Here is an 18,393-nt window from a genome sequence, read left to right as displayed (position 1 = left end):
GGTCTTAAATTCATGAAGTTTCGGGGAAGCATTCTAATTTGAGGAGGGAAAGTATGTATCTTTTTAGACGGTTCAAAAAGATTGTATCACTTGTTCTAATCTTCTCACTTATAGGAGCAAATTTGGCCCTAGCTAAGGTTCAAGCTGGTAATTCGGAGGCGGGGCTGCCTACTCTGGATGCTAGCTTGGAGAAGCCAGAAGGTATCGAGGAGGGGGAAGACGGACGGATCGTTCTTAATGAGAACGAGGAGAACTATTCCATTTATCCTGAAAGCGCTGTCTATAATCATGGATCTACACAGGCTCTGATTGTGAAAGTGTCGCCGAATCTAGAGGATTTTACGGATATAAAGCTGAATGGTGAATCTATCGGCAGTGGAAATTTCACTGCTAATATGTCTGAAAATACTGTTCTAATCTCAAATCATTATTTGGATAACTTGCCGCTGGGAAGCTATGTGCTTGAATTGAGCTTCGGGCATACGGGAAGTGATTTGAAACTAATGATTGGCAGCGAATTGAAGGCGGTGACAGGCTTTGTATGGTCCGGAGCCAAGGCAGTTTGGGAGGAGACGCCCGATGCTGTCAGCTATGTAGTTGAATTGTTTAAGAATACAACTTCATTAGGGCTGGAAGCCTCTTTGACTAACCAATATGATTGGGACAGTATGATCAGCCAACATGGCCCGGGTGATTATAAATTCAAGGTTAAGGGCGTAACGGCTGATAATCGGCATACCCCGGATTCCGCATTAAGTGATTCCAAAGGCTTCGGTCTATCTAATGTGCAACAACTCTCCGCTAATGATCTTTCGTTGAGCTTTGATTCAACAGTGTTGAGTAAGGGATCCATCGACAGGCTGTTCGTTGATGGCGGATTTGATTACGTCATTGATGATGTCGTATTTAGTCTAAACGATGTACATAAGGCTAAGGTTGATGTGGATCAGGACGGGAATGTTCAAGTCAAGCCGTCCTATCATCCGCGTGAGTCCGAAGATGACCGGGTGACTGTATACGCGACGGTCTCTTATTATGAGGGCAACGACATCATTTTCATGGATAATTTTGAGGGCGACAAGAAGTTTACTGCAGGGGTTCCTGGTTCCTATAGTCATTCCGCTGTTAGGCCGCACTATGGGCGTAATGCTGCAACCGCTGTGTCCGGTACTACAGGGCCTGCCAGAGCGTTGGTGAATTCAAGAGCGGTTAATCCGGTTCATGGAACGGTAACGGCTTGGTTCTATGATCATGGTGATATGGATCAACTGATTAAACTGGCGTTCAGCGTCCAAAATGTAGCTAATAACAACAGTACTAGCAATTATTATGCCCTTGGCGTTGTACAGGATCTAAGCGATAAAAACAGACAAGGTTATTATACTTGGCGTGCAGGCAACGCATGGAATCCTACAGACGGTTCGACCAGCAATAAAATTGAACGTTCCGGGGGATGGCATAAATTCGAGTGGATCGTCAACAGTAACGGTATGACAGCTAAAATTGACGGGCAAATAGCGTATAACACTACTGCGGTAAAGGACATCGGCGCCCTTGTGCTGATGACCAACTGGAACGCTAACGCTGGAAATATCGAAAATCGTTACTTTTTTGACGATATCTCTGTCATTTCGCAATCTGCGAGTCTGAAAACAACTACAATCTCCACTCAGGTCAAGTTGGCTGGTAAACAATATAAAGTAACGCCCGCTGCTGTTGAATTTGACCTGGAGAACAAGGAAAATATCACCCTGGGCGTGACGCCGGACCTGGTCGACCTTACAGGGGTACTGTACGATGGTCAGAGACTTATCGAAGATGTCGATTATAGTCTGTTGGACACCACAGGCATGATGCTATTGAAGAACGGCTTCTTAAGCTTGCTACCTGTGGGTCAGGCTGCAGTCCAGCTTGAATTTGAAGGCGGTCAGACTCTGGACGTTATGGTCGACATTGTGAATCATGAACCGAGAGTGTATTATGTTTCAAACCAAACCGGAAATGATGCCAATGACGGACTGGCGCCAGAGACTGCCTGGAAGTCTTTGGACAAAATAAATCAGAAAAGATTCAATCCTGGGGATCAAATCTTCCTGGATGCCGAGTCGATTTGGAACGGCCAACTGAAGCTGCGAGGCTCCGGCACGGAGGACAAGGTGATTAAGCTTGGCAAATATAACGACGGAGGTCAAAAGTACAAGAGACCTGTCATTAATGGCGGCGGCACCCTAAGCAAGGATACGTACTATATTTTTGACACCAATCCGGTAGAAAGACGTCTAGCCTCCGGCGCTGTCGAGCTCGTGAACGAGGAATATTGGGAGATCGACGGGCTTGAAGTGACAAACCTTGGTTCCCAATGGGAAATAGGGCGCAACGGCATTATGATTATGAATAATTACGCCAAGACGCTTAAGGAGCGTACTCCCGAGAACTTTATGGCCAGCAAAAAAAGCCATGTATACGTGACCAATTCCTATGTACATGATGTCAATGCCCTTCATCAGTCCTATGGCGGTGCCAAGGTGGCTGGCGGCATTATATTTTACGGCTATATCGATGATATTCTGGCTGAGGGCAATACCGCAATCCGCTGTGACAACGAAGGAATTCGCAATACAGGTTTCCACCCGGACGGTTGGACCAAGAGCGGATATCCCGCCATTATGAAGGTGCGTTACTTCAACAATTACTTGGCTAATGGCTCTGGCGATGCGATGGTTCTTTCCAACGCTCTTGAGGGCGAAGCTCGATACAACTATATTACGGGTTTTGGAAAAACGTATTTAACTGACGCGAAGCCGAACGGGGAAGGTCCAAACATCACTGATGGAGTTGGCAAATATATCAGTGTGGCCAACTATGCCGCCCTGTGGTTCATGGGCGTCAAGGATTCCGTGATGGAGTTTAATGAAGTGGTGGATAATCCGTATAATTGTGCAGACGGTGAAGCATTTGATATTGATAGTTTTAATGATGGGGCAGTTTATCAATATAACTATAGCCGAAACAATTATGGCGGTTTTATGTTGTTCATGCCAAGCTCAAAGAACAGCATTGTGCGTTACAACATTAGCATTGATGATGGCAGTCCCCAAGAAGGATCTGCGGCATCCTCGCATTTGTTTTATTATGCGGTTGGCGGAAGTTCGAATAGTGTCGATTATCCGATTATTCACAACAATATATTCAAGCTTGGTGCAAACACGACGCAAATATTCGGTACAGGCAGCACAGGCCCGATCTGGAGCCATTTTTATAACAATATTTTGTATGGCAAGGATAAGGTCGGTGTTTTCAACACAGGTTCAAAGAGCGTTATGACGCATGGCAGTTTTGATTACAATATCATTTATCCGAAAACGCTGATTGATCGAAGTAAATTTGCTTCAGGAGTTTACGGATCGCATAATATTTATGCCGACCCGACAACTATACTGGCGAATATAGACCAGTCTTTGGATATTGACGTTATTCCAAAAGAGGCCATTCTGACTAACGGAACCATTGTTGAGAACGGAGATAAGAATACGGTTCTGTTCAACACGAGAAATACCGGGATCGGCAAAGCGATTGCCCGCTCAGAATTTGATGTGTCCAAGCTGGCGGGCTTCAAGCTTAAGCTATTAGATCAAAATATTGCGGTAGGCGCTGGATTCCGGGCAGATCAAACTCTTGAAGGCCGGAGGGATCTCAGTAAAATTTCCCCTTTGACACGCGATTTTTTTGGAAATGCAATTCGACCGGATGATGTGCTAGATATAGGTGTGCATCAAATCAAGAATGAGGGCCTGAAAGCCGTAGAGTTCAAAACAGGGCAGGGAGGAAGCTATATTCATTATCAGACTCTACCTGTTGGTGGTTTTGTAGCCAAACCATTAACTGACCCGACGAGGAACGGATATCAATTCGACGGCTGGTATATGGACGAAAGCTATACAGCAGAGTGGAGCTTTGAAACCTGCACCGTCTTCGATAATGCGGTTCTTTATGCAAAATGGGTTTCGTCTACGGATGAATCATCTTAATAGCATTGAATAGAGAAAAGACGCGAGCGGGAAACCACTTCCGTCTTTTTTAAATCGATTATTTTCGACAAAATACTTTACAATGCAATTAATGCAGTGTAAACTAATATTAAGCATAAGTGAATTATTTCACAATAAATAAGGAGCTGATTGAAATGAAAAAAGACGTTAGACAAATGCTGAATGATTTCACAGGTGGCTTGCAGGAGCTGTCCGGAACGAATGCGGAGAGTGTTAACGCATTTATGAACCTGCTGGGAACGAACTATGCCGATGGTGCGCTCGATACGAAGACAAAAGAGCTGATCAGTGTAGGGATCGCCGCTTATAACCGCTGCGAATATTGCATTGTGTTCCACGTCTATAAAGCGCTCGAAGCCGGGGCGACCCGCGAACAGATCATCGAGGCGGCTATGATTTCCGTAGCCTTTGGCGGTGGGCCAAGCATGGCTTACTCTGTGACTTTGCTCAAGGATTCCATCGATGAGTTTGAGAAGGACTTTAAATAATCATTTCGTTATCATCTGACACACGGCAACCTTCTGATTGGTTCGGGAGGTTGCTTTTTTTCAAAGAGAAGCTAGGTATTAACGTATAAGCGGAGGGAAGCATCATGATTATCAAGCTGGAGCAGATCACAGGACATGCCAAGAAGGCGAAGATCGGGAAGTTGAACGTCACCGCAGGCGATCAGGTTGAAGCGGGGCAAGCGTTACTGCAGATGGAGACGAAGAAGGGGAACTCCCCTTTGTCAACTAAATATAAATGCACCATCGATAAAGTGCTGGTCGAAGAAGGCCAGGAAGTTGAGCTTGGGCAGAGCTTGTTCGAAGTGACAGCGGAAGACGGCGTGGAACCCGCACCGTCAGTAGACAAATCTGAGCAGACCAAACCGAAGCTGGATTATTTCGGTGGGCTTCTACGCGGGAAGAAGGAGGATGTACAGACTGAGCTGTTAATCATTGGCGCGGGACCGGGAGGCTATGTCGCTGCTCTCTATGCGGCTAAGAAGGGTATTCAGACCGTCCTGGTGGAGATGGATTCCATGGGCGGAACCTGCCTGAATGTCGGCTGTATTCCGACCAAGGCTCTAATCAAGTCCTCCGAGGTTTTCGATCAAATGAGACATGCCGATGATTTCGGACTCGCCGTCAAGGAAATAGAGCTGGATATGGCCAAGGTGATCGATAAGAAGGATGAGATCAAGGGAACCCTGGTATCAGGTATTGAGTATCTGCTTGACAAGAATAATGTTCGCGTCATTAAGGGGATGGCTTCTTTTCTAAATGACGACCAAGTACTCGTCAAGAGTGGAAAAGATGAATACACGATTGAAGCGAAGCATACTCTGATTGCTACTGGATCACAAATCGCAGATATTGATCTGCCAGGGATCAAGCATGATTTTGTCATGAATAGCACCTCGGCCCTGGCCTACAAGAACAACATAAGCTCGGTTACGATTATCGGTGGCGGGGTCATCGGAATGGAGTTCGCTTTCCTCTATGCCAATTTCGGGATTCAGGTCAATGTGCTGGAATACTGCGACAGGCTGCTGATGATGGTGGACAAGGATGTCTCGGAAGAGATTGCTCATATTGCGGCAGAGAAGGGAATCGGCGTATTTACGGGCGCCAAGGTGACCCGAATTGAGCAGGATCAGGCGGGCAGAGCGGTTGTGATCTTTGAGCAGGATGGCGTAGAGAAGTTTATGACTAGTGAGAAGGTATTAGTCGCAATTGGCAGAACGCCGAATGTAGATGGACTGGATCTCGGGAAGACCGGCGTCAAGCTGAATGACAATGGAAAAGGCATTGCGGTTAATGAGCATTTACAGACCTCGGTGGATCATATCTATGCGATCGGCGATGTCACGAACCGGATTCAATTGGCGCATGTCGCTTCCCATGAAGGAATCGCAGCGGTGGATCATATTCTCGGTAAGGAGGCTCATGTTGATTATGGAATGGTGCCGAATGTCGTCTTTACTTCGCCAGAAATTGCGGCGGTGGGGATGAATGAAGACCAGGCCAGATTCATGGGCCGGAACATCCAGGTCAGCAAGTTCCCATTCCAGGCCAATGGCAAAGCATTAACGATGCGGGAAGGAAAAGGCTTCATCAAGCTGATCAAGGATCTGGACAGCGGCAGGCTAATCGGCGCGTCGATTATCGGGCCGGAGGCTTCGGCCTTGATTAGTACATTGACCGTCATGATCGGCGCGGACATTAGTGAGGATGAAATCGCGCACACCATTTTTGCCCATCCGACAACGGGTGAAGTGATCCATGAAGCTGTGCTCGGGCTGAGCATAGGGGCATTGCATTACGATGAATAGGATTATAATATCCGAGGAGCATGATCCCTACTATAATCTGGCATTGGAGGAAGAGTTGCTGCGCGGCGTTCATGCGGATGAGGTCATTCTGTATCTATGGCAAAATGAGAAAACGGTCGTCATCGGCAGAAACCAGAATCCGTATCTTGAATGCGATGTCTCCGAACTGACAGCGGGCGGCGTTCGCTTGGCGAGGCGGATCTCCGGTGGGGGTGCCGTGTATCATGATCTGGGCAATTTGAACTTCACTTTTATTTATCAGGAGCATAATAAGAATCTGGAACAGCAGTTAAGTGTGATAAAAAAAGCGGTCGAAGCGCTGGGGGTTACGGTAGAGTTCTCCGGTCGAAATGATCTGACGATCCAGGGGCAGAAATTTTCCGGACATGCCTTCTATGCCGAGGATGACCAAGAATTTCATCATGGGACTCTCATGGTGAATGTGGATTTGAGCAGGTTGGGACAGGTATTGAAGCCTTCCAAGCTGAAAATGCAGGCCAAGGGCATCACCTCTGTGAAGAGCCGGGTCGTGAATTTACAACAGCTTGATCCTTCTTGTACAGTGGATAAATTGATCGATCTGCTAGTAGGTAGTTTTGGCGAAGTCTATGGAGATGTCCAGGAGCCGCTTAGATACAATCGTGGCAATTACAGTCCGGCGCAGTTGAGCAAGTATGAAGATCCCCAGTGGCTATTTGGGGAGAGTCCTAAATATGATGTTATGCTGGAGAGAAGAACTGCTCAGGGCATGGTGCAAGCCTTGCTTAATGTGGAGAATGGGGTGATCCAAAGGGTGAAAATCCATTCCGACAGCCTGAGCATTGCGCCCTATGAACAAGTAGAGCAACACTTCACGGGCCAGATATTTGATATGCATTTTGAAGATCGGTTATTTGCCTTTGTGGAAGAATGGATGGGATCTGGATCGTTCCCTTCATAGGCTTACTAAAAACACTCTTATCATCTATGGTTACCTAAGTGGTTCCAATTGTGATTAAGAGTGTTTTTTTATATTTGAGGACTATAACAGCCAAGTGGCGGTCATTCGTAGACTCCGCTTTGCTGCGAATTCTAACGAAACCTGGTATCGCTATTCGTGCCCCAAAGCGCCTCTGACGATTGTAACGAAACTGTGTAACGTTATTCGGCCGAAATAGTCACTTAAAGCCTCGATTTAGCTCAAATAGCGTTCCGTAGTTTCGTTTAGAATATCATGAGCCAGAAATCCGCAGGCTTTCTCGTCTCTTGTCCGTATACTATGGGGCTCGGGGCGATAATAAGCTATAATGGTTTTGCGGGTCATGCGAGTCCTAAGGTTATAGAGGTACATGACCCGGAACTGAAGGAGTAGCTATGTAGAAGGGGATTGCATCATGAAGAAATATATGGTCATTGGAGCGGGAATTCTAGGAGCGTCCACCGCTTATCAGCTGGCGAAGCTGGGGGCAGACGTTCTTATTATAGATCGACAAGACGAGGGACAGGCTACCGATGCGGCTGCCGGGATCATTTGTCCTTGGCTGTCACAACGGCGTAATCAGGCTTGGTATCGGCTGGCTAAGGCAGGCGCAAGCTTCTATCCGGGATTGATCGAAGAGCTGATAAGAGAAGGGGAGACGGAGACAGGGTACGCCAGGGTTGGTGCGCTCAGCATTCATCATGATCCCGAGAAAGTGATCAAAATGGAGGAACGGGCGAAGCTGCGTAAAGAGGATGCAGCAGAGATTGGGGAGATTACCCGCTTGAACGAGTCCGAGACCCATCAGCGCTTTCCTCTATTAGCGGAGGGGTATCATGCCGTTCATATCAGTGGGGCAGCCCGGGTGGACGGCCGAGCTCTGCGCGATGCCTTGCTTCGCTCGGCACAGCGAAATGGAGCAAGGCTGATTCATGGAGAAGCCGCACTCGAATTCCAAGCGAACCGGGTAACAGGAGCTCGTGTGGATAATATCAACTACACCGCTGATCAGACGATTGTCTGCGCAGGGGCTTGGGCGAGGGAGCTGCTGCAGCCGCTGGGCATTCTTTTTAATGTACATTTTCAAAAAGCACAAATTATGCATCTTCAGGTGGATCATAGTATGGATAGCGGAAGCTGGCCTGTCATTATGCCGCCAACGGATCAATATCTGCTTGGCTTCGGGCATCATAAGATGGTGATGGGAGCGACCCATGAGAATGAGGTCCAAGGCTATGATACAAGAATTACGCCAGGCGGGATGCAGGAAATTTTGAATAAAGGCTTGGCGCTGGCACCCGGCTTAGAGACTAGCACCTTCGAAGAGATAAGAGTCGGATTTCGGCCTTTTACTCCCGGCTTTCTTCCCGTTATCGGGCGGATTCCCGGTTGGCAGGGGCTGATCACCGCCAATGGTCTCGGAGCATCCGGACTTACGATGGGGCCGTATATCGGTAGCCAGCTCGCTAAGCTCGCCTTGGAAATGGAATTGGAGATTGATCTTCATGACTATGACATTCATGGAGCTATCGAATAGCATATCCTGACTTATAAAATGAAAGAGCGGGCAGAGTTGGAACTCTGGCCCGCTTGTGGTGCTAAATTGCTATGATGATAAAGACTTAATAATGTTCTCCGAAGTAGCGTTGAGCGACTGTATCATCCCCGGCTGATATGGCTGGCAGTACAATACTAATGACTGACATGAACAGGGTCACCGTTAATAGAAACTTCTTCATTTTGCCACTCTCCTTTTAAAATTGATATATATGTGTCAATCTGAGAAGACGTAGTGAAGCTCCTTAACTGCTCTATCCAAATGACTGCTTTTCTAAAAGCTTTTATTTTCTCATATTTTAAAGACAAAGATGCTAGTAAAAAGCAGTAGTGAATGGCTTCCTGATAGGATTGCTTATTCAGGCAATATTGAGTTTGTTCAGCATAATAAGCACATACCAAAGTGTCGAATACCTCATTTACATCTATGCGCCTATGCGTCAGTTCATTGATTTGTTCAGCAAATATAGATAATTCTTGGTCTACATTGATATGATGTTTGTTGGCTGCTTTTAATATGGCGATGACTCCATACAGGATTTCGTCAGGATTTTCTCGCAAGAAAGTAATGAATTCACTCATTACATTGAAATTTCCTAATGTTAGTTCAATTTCTAATCTATTAGGATAGGAAACATATCTAAAGTAATCTACAACTTCTAACCCTTCATCATTTAAATCTTCAAACCAGCTTAAATCTGAGTAATTTTCAATGCAATGTTTAGCCTCGTGGTATTTCCCCAAATTTTTCAATGCGGAGCCCTTCATCAATAATGAATAGCCATAATAGTAAACTAAGGGCCGCTGGGGAGGCGTTATTAATTCCTCGCTATCTGTAACAGTCATGCCGCGAAGCCTTTGATTCACTTTAAATAGTAAGGCATCCGACAACTCTACTAAATTATACCACAATTCGAGAGAAAATGCACCTTTGATTAATTTTACCATAGCATCTAGGTCGAGCAACTTTATCTCTATATTCGCTACATTATTCTCCTTCATTTGTAACGACCCCTATAATTTACCATTTAGGACATCTTATACTTTTGCAATATATTAGTCAATCATATATTGTGCATAACATGATATGTAGTTAGTTCGGTGATTTGAAGAAAGAGTCAAGGTGACAATATCTAAACAGGAAGCGGGTGTAAAGCCATGATCGATGTGGAGAGGTTAGCCGCGGTATTCGCCAATGATTCCTATGAGATCGAAAGTGTATATCGTCTAGTAATTCAGCCGAGGAGTATTTTGCGAGAATTCAGGACTATTAAATATGGATTTATCTTTATAACTCGTGGAACCAACCAAATAACCGTCAACGGTACGGTCTATGAATTGCAGCCAGGCTCTGTATTTCATGCTGCTCCGGGCATGCAGATGGAAGCTCAGGTCACTAGTGAAGCCGAGCTTGAGTATTATTCCATTTACTATAGTCTGGATAAACAATGTGCAGAGAATAGCGAGCATGAGTGCAATACTCATTTCAAGCTAGAGCCCGGAGCCCTTCCGAGAGTGATCGAAATGCTGCTTATGCTTCATCAGAATATGCATACTGCGGGAGGGATCGGGAAGCTTCGTGTGAAGGAATTATTCCTCAGCATCATGCATCAGGTGCTGGTCGGCCATCAGAATCGCAAGTCTAGCAGCTCTCCCAATATAGAAGTAATAGAGGAAGCGATCGCGTATATTAAGAGGAATTATATGAATCCGTTAACCCTGGAGGAGCTGGCTGGTCTGCATGCCATGAATCCGAAGCGCTTCTCTTATTTCTTCCATAAATATACGGGCCTCCGGCCGATTGATTATGTCATTCATTACCGGATGGAGAGGGCGAGCGAGCTATTGAGGACTGGTAATTTTCCAATTCGTGATATCGCTGTCAGTGTGGGTTATGCGAATCCGCTCTATTTTAGCCGGGCATTTAAGAAAAAATTTGGCGTATCTCCATCCGCATACGGGGATCAGATTTGATAATTGTGCATGTCGCATTCGTCATTTGTGTATTTGCAATTGATAGGGAGCTTGCTACACTGTTAATTGAGAATGATAATCATTATTGTTATTATTCTATTATGCAGGAGAGGATGGGAGTAGCAAAGTGAATGCGAACGGGCAATTATGTATCGGACTTTCATTATCAGCTACCTGGATGAAGGGCCATGGCTGGCGGCGTCCGGATAGCGGCGTAGAGAGAATGGGTTCGATTGATTATTATATCGATTTGGCCAAGCTGGCGGAGAAGGCGAAGCTCGATTTCCTATTCAGAGCGGATTATCTGTATGTAAGCCCGCAGATGCTGGGCGATTCCGCTAATTTTGGCAGTCCTGACCCTACGATGATCTTTGCGGCGATCGCCCGCGAGACGGAGCACATCGGACTCGTTACAACGGTCTCTACCACCTTCAATCCGCCGTATGTCGTGGCGAGGCAGCTGCAATCGCTGCATTGGTTGAGCAATGGGCGTGCAGGCTGGAATATTGTAACCTCGATTGAAGGAGCGGAGAATTTCGGTGATGCGCCTATGCCTTCGCCAGAAGAGAGGTATGCGAGAGCGAGGGAGTTCACCGATGTAGTGCGCAAGCTATGGGCCAGCTTCCCGCATGAAGCGATCCGAATTGACCGTGAATCGGGCCAATTTACGGACCCGCAGCAAGTCTCCGCGATCGATCATTCCGGAGAGTTCTATAGTGTCAAGGGGCCGCTCTCCTTGCCTGCTCACTCATCGGGCAGCATCCCGTTGTTCCAGGCAGGCGCATCGGATATTGGCCGGAATTTCGCAGCTTCGGTAGCGGATGCGATCTTCGCCGCGATGCCGGATCTCGAGTCCGGGGTTGAATTACGGCATGATCTGAGACGAAGGGCAGAGGAGCAGGGGCGTGACCCGGATGCGATCCGTATTCTGCCGGGACTCTATTTCTTCTTGGCCGACTCGCGCGAGGAGGCTCAGGCATTATTCGCCGAGGCGAACGCACATTTTAGCACGGAGCGAAGACTGGCATCCCTGAAATCTGTGCTCGGTCTGGATTTAAGCGGTCTTGCTCTGAATGAGCGCGTGACTGCCGATATGCTCCCTGATCCGGAGCAGAAGGTGCGCAGCCGAACCCATGCCGAGTTGCTTCGCCGATTTATTGCCAATCACCAGCCGACCGTGGCGGAAGTGCTGTCCAGACCAGAGGTTCTCGGGTCAGCGCATTGGGTTTCTGTCGGTACGGTGGACGATGTACTGGAGGATATTGTGCAGAAGTATGATGCTGGCGCAATCGATGGGTTCATCGCTCTTCCGGGTGGTTCCGAGAAATCGATGGAGCTGTTCTTTGAGCAGTTGGTGCCAAAGTTAGTGGAGCGGGGCTTGTTCAGGAGTGAATATGCCGGCTCGACGCTGAAGGAGCATTTAGGGATTCGTCCAGAGCTTCAATCAGGGATTCAATCATCAATTTGAAGAGAGAAATAAAAGGCCAAAGCGCCATATCCATATAAGTGAGGAGATTGTACGATGCATGATATAGATTTATTTGATGTAACGATTGTAGGGGGCGGCCCCGCAGGACTATTTGCAGCATTTTATAGCGGTCTGCGTGAAATGAGGACGAAAATCGTTGAATTTCAACCCTATCTAGGTGGGAAGGTGCATGTCTATCCGGAGAAGATGATCTGGGATGTCGGGGGCTTGACACCGGTTCCTGGTGCGAAGCTGATCGAGCAAATGGTTGCTCAGGGCTTGACCTTCCAGCCAGAGGTTGTACTTGGTGAGAAGGTGACGTCTATTGCGAAGGATGAAGAGGGGCGCTTCATTCTACATACTGGCTCAGGCCAGCTGCATTACTCCAAGGCGATTATCCTGGCTATTGGCGGCGGCATTCTGAAGCCGATTAAGCTGGATATCGAAGGAGCGGAGCGCTTCGAGGTTACGAATCTACATTACACTGTAAAATCACTGGCCCGCTTCAAGGACAAGACGGTGCTGATCTCTGGCGGCGGCAATTCGGCGGTGGATTGGGCGAATGAACTAGGGCCGATTGCGAAGCAGGTATATTTAACCTATCGCAAAGATACCTTGAAGGGGCATGAGGCTGAAATCTCCCGACTGGAGAAGAGCAATGTGGAGTGCCTGCTGAACACTTCAATCGAGAAGCTGATTGCGTCGGAGGATCATCAGAGAATCGAAACGATTGCCCTGAAAAGCAATGAGACGGGCGCTACATTTGAGCTGGCTATCGATGAAATGATCATTAACCACGGCTATGAGCGCGATAAGGATCTGCTGGCTAACAGCGAGGTTCAGCTGGAATTGAGGGAATACGGGATTGCCGGTACTCCGTTGAGCGAGACATCGGTGCCCGGGATCTATGCAGCTGGTGATGTATTGGATCATGAAGGAAAGCTGCATCTGATTGCTGGAGCTTTCCAGGATGCGGCGAATGCGGTGAACCAAGCGAAGAAGTATATTTCGCCGGATGCCAATGCGTACGGAATGGTCTCTTCTCATAATGATCTGTTCACGCAAAAGAATCGCGAGCTGATGCAGCATTTATATACTAAGAATTGAAGCGCGTTGGGGGAAATCATATGAATAGATGGATCGGTTTATTGGTATCACTTGTCATTCTGACTACTATACTGGCAGGATGCTCGGGAACGAGCACGAATACATCTGCACCTGCCACCGCGGCGAACGATACCAAGGTAAATGAAAGCGGAGAGACAGCCGGGGCAAACACATCCGATACTAGCAAGCCTGATACTGGCACATGGCCAAGAACGATAACGGATGCCGCGGGACATGAGATTGTACTCCAGGAACGGCCGGAGCGTATAGCTGTGCTTCATCCTTTGTACATGGATTATTTCTTCGCACTAGGTACACCTCCGATTGCTTCAGGTAGTGCGGAGTCTGCGTTAAAAGATTTTGCGACCCTGCAGCCTTACGCCGGAACGGCTGAAATTATCGATTTGGGTAGTGGAAGAGACTTGAATCTGGAAGCGATTATGGCCACGAGCCCTGATGTGATCGTAACCTTCAAAGGTCATATCGACGCGAACTATGATGAGTTGAGTAAGATTGCTCCTGTCGTCCAAATCGATTACGGTGACACTTGGGAGCAGGCAACGATGCTCTGTGCTCAGATCATAGGCAAGGAGCGAGAGGCGGAGCAGCTGATTCAGGACACGAGAGCAATGATCGCAAAAACGAAGGAGAAATTGAGTGATCTGAAAGATAAAAGCTTCGCCTTGCTGCGTGTAGACAGTAAAGCCAATTTTACCGCACAGGGCGTCAAGAACACCGTATACTATAATGAAGCTACAGGCTTCGGCCTGTTGAAGCCGGAGAAATATCCTGAGGACAGCCAAACGCTCTCCCTCGAGGCCTTATCGGAAATGAATCCCGATTATATCATTATCCAGCATGATCCCAGGGTCGCCGAGGCAGCGGTGCAAGAGAAGGAGACGATGGCGGTATGGAAATCATTGAAGGCTGTAAAGAACGACCATGTTCTATTCTTCGATGGCTCGCTGAATTCCGGAAGCGTGCTGGCCATTCGGCTGGCCGCGGATGAATTTATGAAGTTGACGGGGGAATAGGTAGGCGGTTGTCAAAAGAATAAGCGGATAAAATGATTATGCTAAGAAGGCAAGGGCCATCTCTCTGTAGTGCAAGCTGCATAGAGATAGGCCCTTGTTCTGCATGCCAGAGTTCAGGGATATTGTACATTTCGTTAGATTCCCATTCCCCTCATTTTTGCGGAAATAACGATATGAGGTTTCTTTAGAGATTCGAGGAGTTCTGGTTATGGAACTATTATGATAAAATGACACTTAAATGATCATATCTCTAGAATCTGCAGAAGCTCATGACTAAGAAGTGGTAGGGGAGAGGATGACTGTGAAGGTCTATCGGAGCGCGAAAGCGCAGAAGTGCATCCTGGATACATACAACCAATTGTTGGCCCTATGGGATATTGACAAGGAAGAGAGGGATATTACCACCTCCTATGGAACGACACATGTCATTCAATGGGGAAAAGAGGATGCTCCTCCGCTGGTGCTTTTTCATGGTGTGGGCGATGATTCTGCTTTGATGTGGATTTATAATGCGAAGGCATTGGGGCAGCATTTCAGGCTTTACGCGATAGATACGATCGGGGGGCCGGGCAAGAGCGTCATAGGTGAGAAATATGACAAGACATTTGACGGTATCCGCTGGATTGATGAGGTATTGGCAGGGCTCGGATTGAGTGAGGTGAAGGCTTCATTCATGGGCGTCTCTCATGGCGGGTATTTAGTACAGTTATATACACTGCACAGGCCAGAAAGCGTAGATAAGGCGATCAGTCTAGCTGCAGCGGTGCCCGCTGGCAAGAACGGAAATTCCATGAGAACGATGATGAGGATTTTTCTGCCGGAAGCCTTGTTTCCCACCAAAAACAACATAGCGCGATTACTTCGAAAACTAGCGGGAGCCAACTATAAGGTCTTTACTGAGAACCCCTTAATTATGGAGCACTACACTTGGCTGCTGAAAGGGTTCAATACGATGGCAATGACCTATCATAAGGTTAGGGGATTCTCGGATCAGGAGGTCAAGCAGCTTCGGGACAAAGTTTTCTATCTCGTTGGACTTGACGATCCGTTTGAGAAGATGGGAGGCGCGGAGGCTCTGAGAGCATATGATATGAACGCAAGATTCTATGAAGGGGCAGGCCATGGCATTAATCATGAAATCGCGGATGAGATCAATCAAATGGTAATTGACATTATGCAAGGTCATGTAATAGATTTGAGGCTACATTCCCACTGAAGTCTAACCTTCAGGTAGTGCCTTGTAAATAACCAGCCTATCATTCACTTTAACAATAACTTGATCCACTGAATTTTCATTTTTGATCCGATATATTTCTGTCCCTAGCGGGAGTTTAGTAGACATTAAATGATTAAATTCCCCTTCTTTTATGTAATGACTTTCAATTTTTCCGAGCGATTCTCCTAAATCGTCCTGTCCGTTCTTGACTTCCTTATTTCGTACATACACTCGATCATTGAGGATAAAGAAGTCAGCAGAGGGATCTGTTTGAATGAGTTCATTTGCTAAAATATCCCCAGTATTCGTTTCAACTGTAGATGAATTATGTTCTCCGCATCCTGTAATTATAGTGATTAATAGGACTATAAATATAATTTTCATAACTACTCCTCCCAGAAATGGAATTGTATATAATAGAATTATAGTGTGAAGTAGGTAGAATTCCAAATATAGGATTATGCAGCGGTGGTCTGATTTTTCAGGCTGCCGCTGTTTCTTTTTGGGCGAGAAGGTATGATTGTCACATAATTGACATATAATTACTCTATTTTCTATGAAAAAGGACTCGAAAGGGCTATGTCGGTGATAAAAGTTATAGCTTATTATAGTTTCGTAGAGAAAGTGTGTGCGTCGGGCCATTTGTCATTCTAGGAAAGGAGGGGAGGAACAGTATATGGTAGGTATTCGCCCAAAACGATTAATGAGCTTCTATGTCCGATTTGGCGTACAGCTTCTCATTATAGGCTTGGCAATAGGGATATGCTGCGGATGCGGGACGCCTTCTGCTTACGCTTCAGCGACGGGGGATAGCGAGGGGCTGTCCAGTCTACAGTCCGCCACGCTACAACGAATTATTGACGAAGCAGAACCGGGAAGTGTTGTGGTGTTACCTGAAGGAAGCTACTCAGGGGCGATCGTGATCGCTAAGGAGCTGACAGTTCAGGCGGCGGATAATGTTGTGCTCACGAATACAACGTCTAGTCCCGCAGTAATGATCAAGGCCGATGGTGTGGTGCTTCAAGGCCTGCGTATCACGCAGGAATATGCGGATGAAGAGACAGCGGCAGTGCTGGTGCAAGCGGATGATACCGCTCTGACGGAGCTCAGGATCAAGACGCAGGGGTCCGGCATTATGCTGCGCGACGCGAATGAAGCGGCAATTTTTAATAATGAAGTTACTTGGTACAGGGCGCGGGATACTAACGGTGTCAGCAGCAATGAGGCAAGGCCGAGGGGGAATGGGATCGATCTGTACAACTCTCGCGGTAGTCGGATTGAGCGCAATCGGATTGCTAATATGAAGGATGGCATTTATTTAGAGAACAGCAGTCAGTTAATCGTGGAAAAGAATCGCATTTACAGCTCTCGCTACGGCATTCATTGCATGTACATAGACGAGTCCCGGATTGTCGGCAATATCGGTGAATATAATTTCACAGGCGCGATGATTATGGGAGTCAAAAACGCACAGATATCTAATAATTCTTTTTTGAAGCAAAATCGAAATGTGTATTCGCAGGGCTTACTGCTCTATGATGTGCAAACTTCTACCATCGAGCGCAATTATGTGGAGGGGAATCGCGTCGGAATCTATATCGAGCGTTCCAGTAACAATGAGTTGATGGAGAACTCCGTATACCGAAATTTCATAGGAATTCAAATGCTGGGCGCTGAGAATAACAAGCTTCATCACAATGATTTTGTCGCCAACGTCATCGAGGCGGAAGCGACGAATAGCAAGGATAACGAGCTCTATCATAACTACTGGGACTCCGCTCAGGGCCTGGACATGGACGATGACGGAATCAGTGAAATCGCTTACGCGATCAACCCTTTCTATCAGCAGATGATAGCGGATAAACCGGCGTTTATGCTTTTTTTTCAGTCACCGGGGATGGCATTTCTGAGCGCTATGTACACGGCAAATCGGGAGCAATGGACGACCGACCGCTCTCCATTTATGCATTTAAATGTGGCTCTGGACGAAACCGCAGCATTAAGCAGCGGCGATGTGGTGAAGGAGCGGGTTCTGTCTAAGGAGACATTCATGCTGATTATTGCTTGTATGCTGCTAATTACTGCTTCATTAACTATCATTTATTCGGGGGTAATTAAATCATGAGAAAAAGTCTGGCAATTCTATCGATCGTGCTTGTATTCACCGCTCTGCTCGGATGCGGTCAGAAGAAGTTTGCGCCGCAGGCGATCCATGAGGATGTGGATGTCTGTGCGGTTTGCAACATGCAGGTGAAGGATGGGGCCTATGCCACGCAGATCATCACCAAAGACGGCAGAAGCCTGAAATTTGATGATCTTGGATGTATGAACAAATGGAAGATGGAGAATGGAACAGATCAGATCGGTATGGATTATGTGCGGGATTATAACGATAAGAGCTGGATTGAATATGAGAAGGCCGCTTATGTTTATGATCCTTCCATCCGGACACCGATGGCGTATGGGATCGTCAGCTTCAAGGATAAGAAGGCGGCGGAAGCATTCATGAAGGAGCAAGGCGCGGGGAAGCTATTAAGCGCGGATGAGCTGGCACAGCATAGTTGGCAACAGAGCAAGGACATGATGGGGATGGACGATCATGAGCATATGGAAGAGAGTAGCGGGACTCATGGGCAGATGCATGGAGATGGAGCCGGGGAAGATGAGTCTAAGGAAATGAATATGAACAGCAATAGCGGGCACTAAGGCAGGT

General features: G+C 47.0%; 14 protein-coding genes. 12 read left to right on the top strand and 2 right to left on the bottom strand.

From position 1 onward, the window contains the following. The first annotated feature begins 53 nt into the window (after positions 1 to 53). The 5 genes from BFJ94_RS06780 (at position 54) to BFJ94_RS06760 (ending at position 8,861) form a co-directional block, all read left to right on the top strand. Complete coding sequence (locus tag BFJ94_RS06780; RefSeq protein ID WP_120461977.1) at positions 54 to 4,028, top strand: InlB B-repeat-containing protein; 3,975 nt, start codon at positions 54 to 56, stop codon at positions 4,026 to 4,028. A 155-nt stretch (positions 4,029 to 4,183) separates the two neighbouring features. Further along, the gene (locus BFJ94_RS06775) at positions 4,184 to 4,537 is read left to right on the top strand and encodes a carboxymuconolactone decarboxylase family protein (protein ID WP_120461976.1); all 354 of its coding nucleotides are present in this window, start codon (positions 4,184 to 4,186) and stop codon (positions 4,535 to 4,537) included. Between the two features lie 104 nt (positions 4,538 to 4,641). Next, on the top strand, positions 4,642 to 6,366 hold the full coding sequence (lpdA, locus tag BFJ94_RS06770; protein ID WP_120461975.1) for a dihydrolipoyl dehydrogenase: 1,725 nt from the start codon (positions 4,642 to 4,644) through the stop codon (positions 6,364 to 6,366). After that, positions 6,359 to 7,306, top strand: a complete 948-nt coding sequence (lplA, locus tag BFJ94_RS06765; protein ID WP_120461974.1) for a lipoate--protein ligase — start codon at positions 6,359 to 6,361, stop codon at positions 7,304 to 7,306. Before lpdA ends, lplA begins: the two co-directional genes overlap by 8 nt. 433 nt (positions 7,307 to 7,739) lie before the next feature. Further along, entirely contained in the window at positions 7,740 to 8,861 is a 1,122-nt protein-coding gene (locus BFJ94_RS06760; RefSeq protein WP_120461973.1) for an NAD(P)/FAD-dependent oxidoreductase, read from the top strand. A 155-nt stretch (positions 8,862 to 9,016) separates the two neighbouring features. Here the strand turns inward: BFJ94_RS06760 and BFJ94_RS06755 are convergent, their stop codons facing one another. Then, entirely contained in the window at positions 9,017 to 9,883 is an 867-nt protein-coding gene (locus BFJ94_RS06755) for a hypothetical protein (protein ID WP_120461972.1), read from the bottom strand. Positions 9,884 to 10,039: 156 nt separating this feature from the next. Here BFJ94_RS06755 and BFJ94_RS06750 point away from each other — a divergent pair, with 156 nt between their 5' ends. The 5 genes from BFJ94_RS06750 (at position 10,040) to BFJ94_RS06730 (ending at position 15,680) form a co-directional block, all read left to right on the top strand. Beyond that, a complete protein-coding gene (locus tag BFJ94_RS06750) occupies positions 10,040 to 10,855 on the top strand; it encodes an AraC family transcriptional regulator (protein WP_120461971.1) in 816 nt (271 codons plus the stop codon). 127 nt (positions 10,856 to 10,982) lie between these two features. Next, positions 10,983 to 12,323 (top strand): NtaA/DmoA family FMN-dependent monooxygenase, encoded by a 1,341-nt coding sequence (locus BFJ94_RS06745; RefSeq protein WP_120465124.1) that lies wholly within the window; start codon positions 10,983 to 10,985, stop codon positions 12,321 to 12,323. Positions 12,324 to 12,377: 54 nt separating this feature from the next. Beyond that, the gene (locus tag BFJ94_RS06740) at positions 12,378 to 13,430 is read left to right on the top strand and encodes an NAD(P)/FAD-dependent oxidoreductase (protein ID WP_120461970.1); all 1,053 of its coding nucleotides are present in this window, start codon (positions 12,378 to 12,380) and stop codon (positions 13,428 to 13,430) included. A 20-nt stretch (positions 13,431 to 13,450) separates the two neighbouring features. Then, positions 13,451 to 14,464, top strand: a complete 1,014-nt coding sequence (locus BFJ94_RS06735) for an iron-siderophore ABC transporter substrate-binding protein (protein WP_120461969.1) — start codon at positions 13,451 to 13,453, stop codon at positions 14,462 to 14,464. A gap of 301 nt (positions 14,465 to 14,765) precedes the next feature. After that, a complete protein-coding gene (locus BFJ94_RS06730) occupies positions 14,766 to 15,680 on the top strand; it encodes an alpha/beta fold hydrolase (protein WP_162944210.1) in 915 nt (304 codons plus the stop codon). A 3-nt stretch (positions 15,681 to 15,683) separates the two neighbouring features. On the opposite strand, the gene BFJ94_RS06725 is transcribed toward BFJ94_RS06730, so the two are convergent. Then, the gene (locus tag BFJ94_RS06725; RefSeq protein ID WP_120461967.1) at positions 15,684 to 16,064 is read right to left on the bottom strand and encodes a hypothetical protein; all 381 of its coding nucleotides are present in this window, start codon (positions 16,062 to 16,064) and stop codon (positions 15,684 to 15,686) included. A gap of 292 nt (positions 16,065 to 16,356) precedes the next feature. On the opposite strand from BFJ94_RS06725, the gene BFJ94_RS06720 reads away from it, so the two are divergent. Next, entirely contained in the window at positions 16,357 to 17,805 is a 1,449-nt protein-coding gene (locus BFJ94_RS06720; protein ID WP_229717149.1) for a right-handed parallel beta-helix repeat-containing protein, read from the top strand. Further along, positions 17,802 to 18,386 (top strand): nitrous oxide reductase accessory protein NosL, encoded by a 585-nt coding sequence (locus tag BFJ94_RS06715; RefSeq protein ID WP_120461966.1) that lies wholly within the window; start codon positions 17,802 to 17,804, stop codon positions 18,384 to 18,386. Before BFJ94_RS06720 ends, BFJ94_RS06715 begins: the two co-directional genes overlap by 4 nt. The last annotated feature ends 7 nt before the right edge of the window (positions 18,387 to 18,393 follow it).

It is taken from the genome of Paenibacillus aceti, assembly GCF_003614185.1.
GTDB classification, from domain to species: Bacteria; Bacillota; Bacilli; order Paenibacillales; family Paenibacillaceae; genus Fontibacillus; species Fontibacillus aceti.
Note: the sequence above shows the minus strand (reverse complement) of the source record. Positions and strands in the feature narration are given on the sequence as shown.

Excerpts from the sequence above, each read along its gene's own strand:
- BFJ94_RS06780 (WP_120461977.1), top strand. The coding sequence starts at position 54 with ATGTATCTTTTTAGACGGTTCAAAAAGATTGTATCACTTGTTCTAATC.
- BFJ94_RS06775 (WP_120461976.1), top strand. The coding sequence starts at position 4,184 with ATGAAAAAAGACGTTAGACAAATGCTGAATGATTTCACAGGTGGCTTG.
- lpdA (WP_120461975.1), top strand. The coding sequence starts at position 4,642 with ATGATTATCAAGCTGGAGCAGATCACAGGACATGCCAAGAAGGCGAAG.
- lplA (WP_120461974.1), top strand. The coding sequence starts at position 6,359 with ATGAATAGGATTATAATATCCGAGGAGCATGATCCCTACTATAATCTG.
- BFJ94_RS06760 (WP_120461973.1), top strand. The coding sequence starts at position 7,740 with ATGAAGAAATATATGGTCATTGGAGCGGGAATTCTAGGAGCGTCCACC.
- BFJ94_RS06755 (WP_120461972.1), bottom strand. The coding sequence starts at position 9,883 with ATGAAGGAGAATAATGTAGCGAATATAGAGATAAAGTTGCTCGACCTA.
- BFJ94_RS06750 (WP_120461971.1), top strand. The coding sequence starts at position 10,040 with ATGATCGATGTGGAGAGGTTAGCCGCGGTATTCGCCAATGATTCCTAT.
- BFJ94_RS06740 (WP_120461970.1), top strand. The coding sequence starts at position 12,378 with ATGCATGATATAGATTTATTTGATGTAACGATTGTAGGGGGCGGCCCC.
- BFJ94_RS06735 (WP_120461969.1), top strand. The coding sequence starts at position 13,451 with ATGAATAGATGGATCGGTTTATTGGTATCACTTGTCATTCTGACTACT.
- BFJ94_RS06725 (WP_120461967.1), bottom strand. The coding sequence starts at position 16,064 with ATGAAAATTATATTTATAGTCCTATTAATCACTATAATTACAGGATGC.
- BFJ94_RS06720 (WP_229717149.1), top strand. The coding sequence starts at position 16,357 with ATGGTAGGTATTCGCCCAAAACGATTAATGAGCTTCTATGTCCGATTT.
- BFJ94_RS06715 (WP_120461966.1), top strand. The coding sequence starts at position 17,802 with ATGAGAAAAAGTCTGGCAATTCTATCGATCGTGCTTGTATTCACCGCT.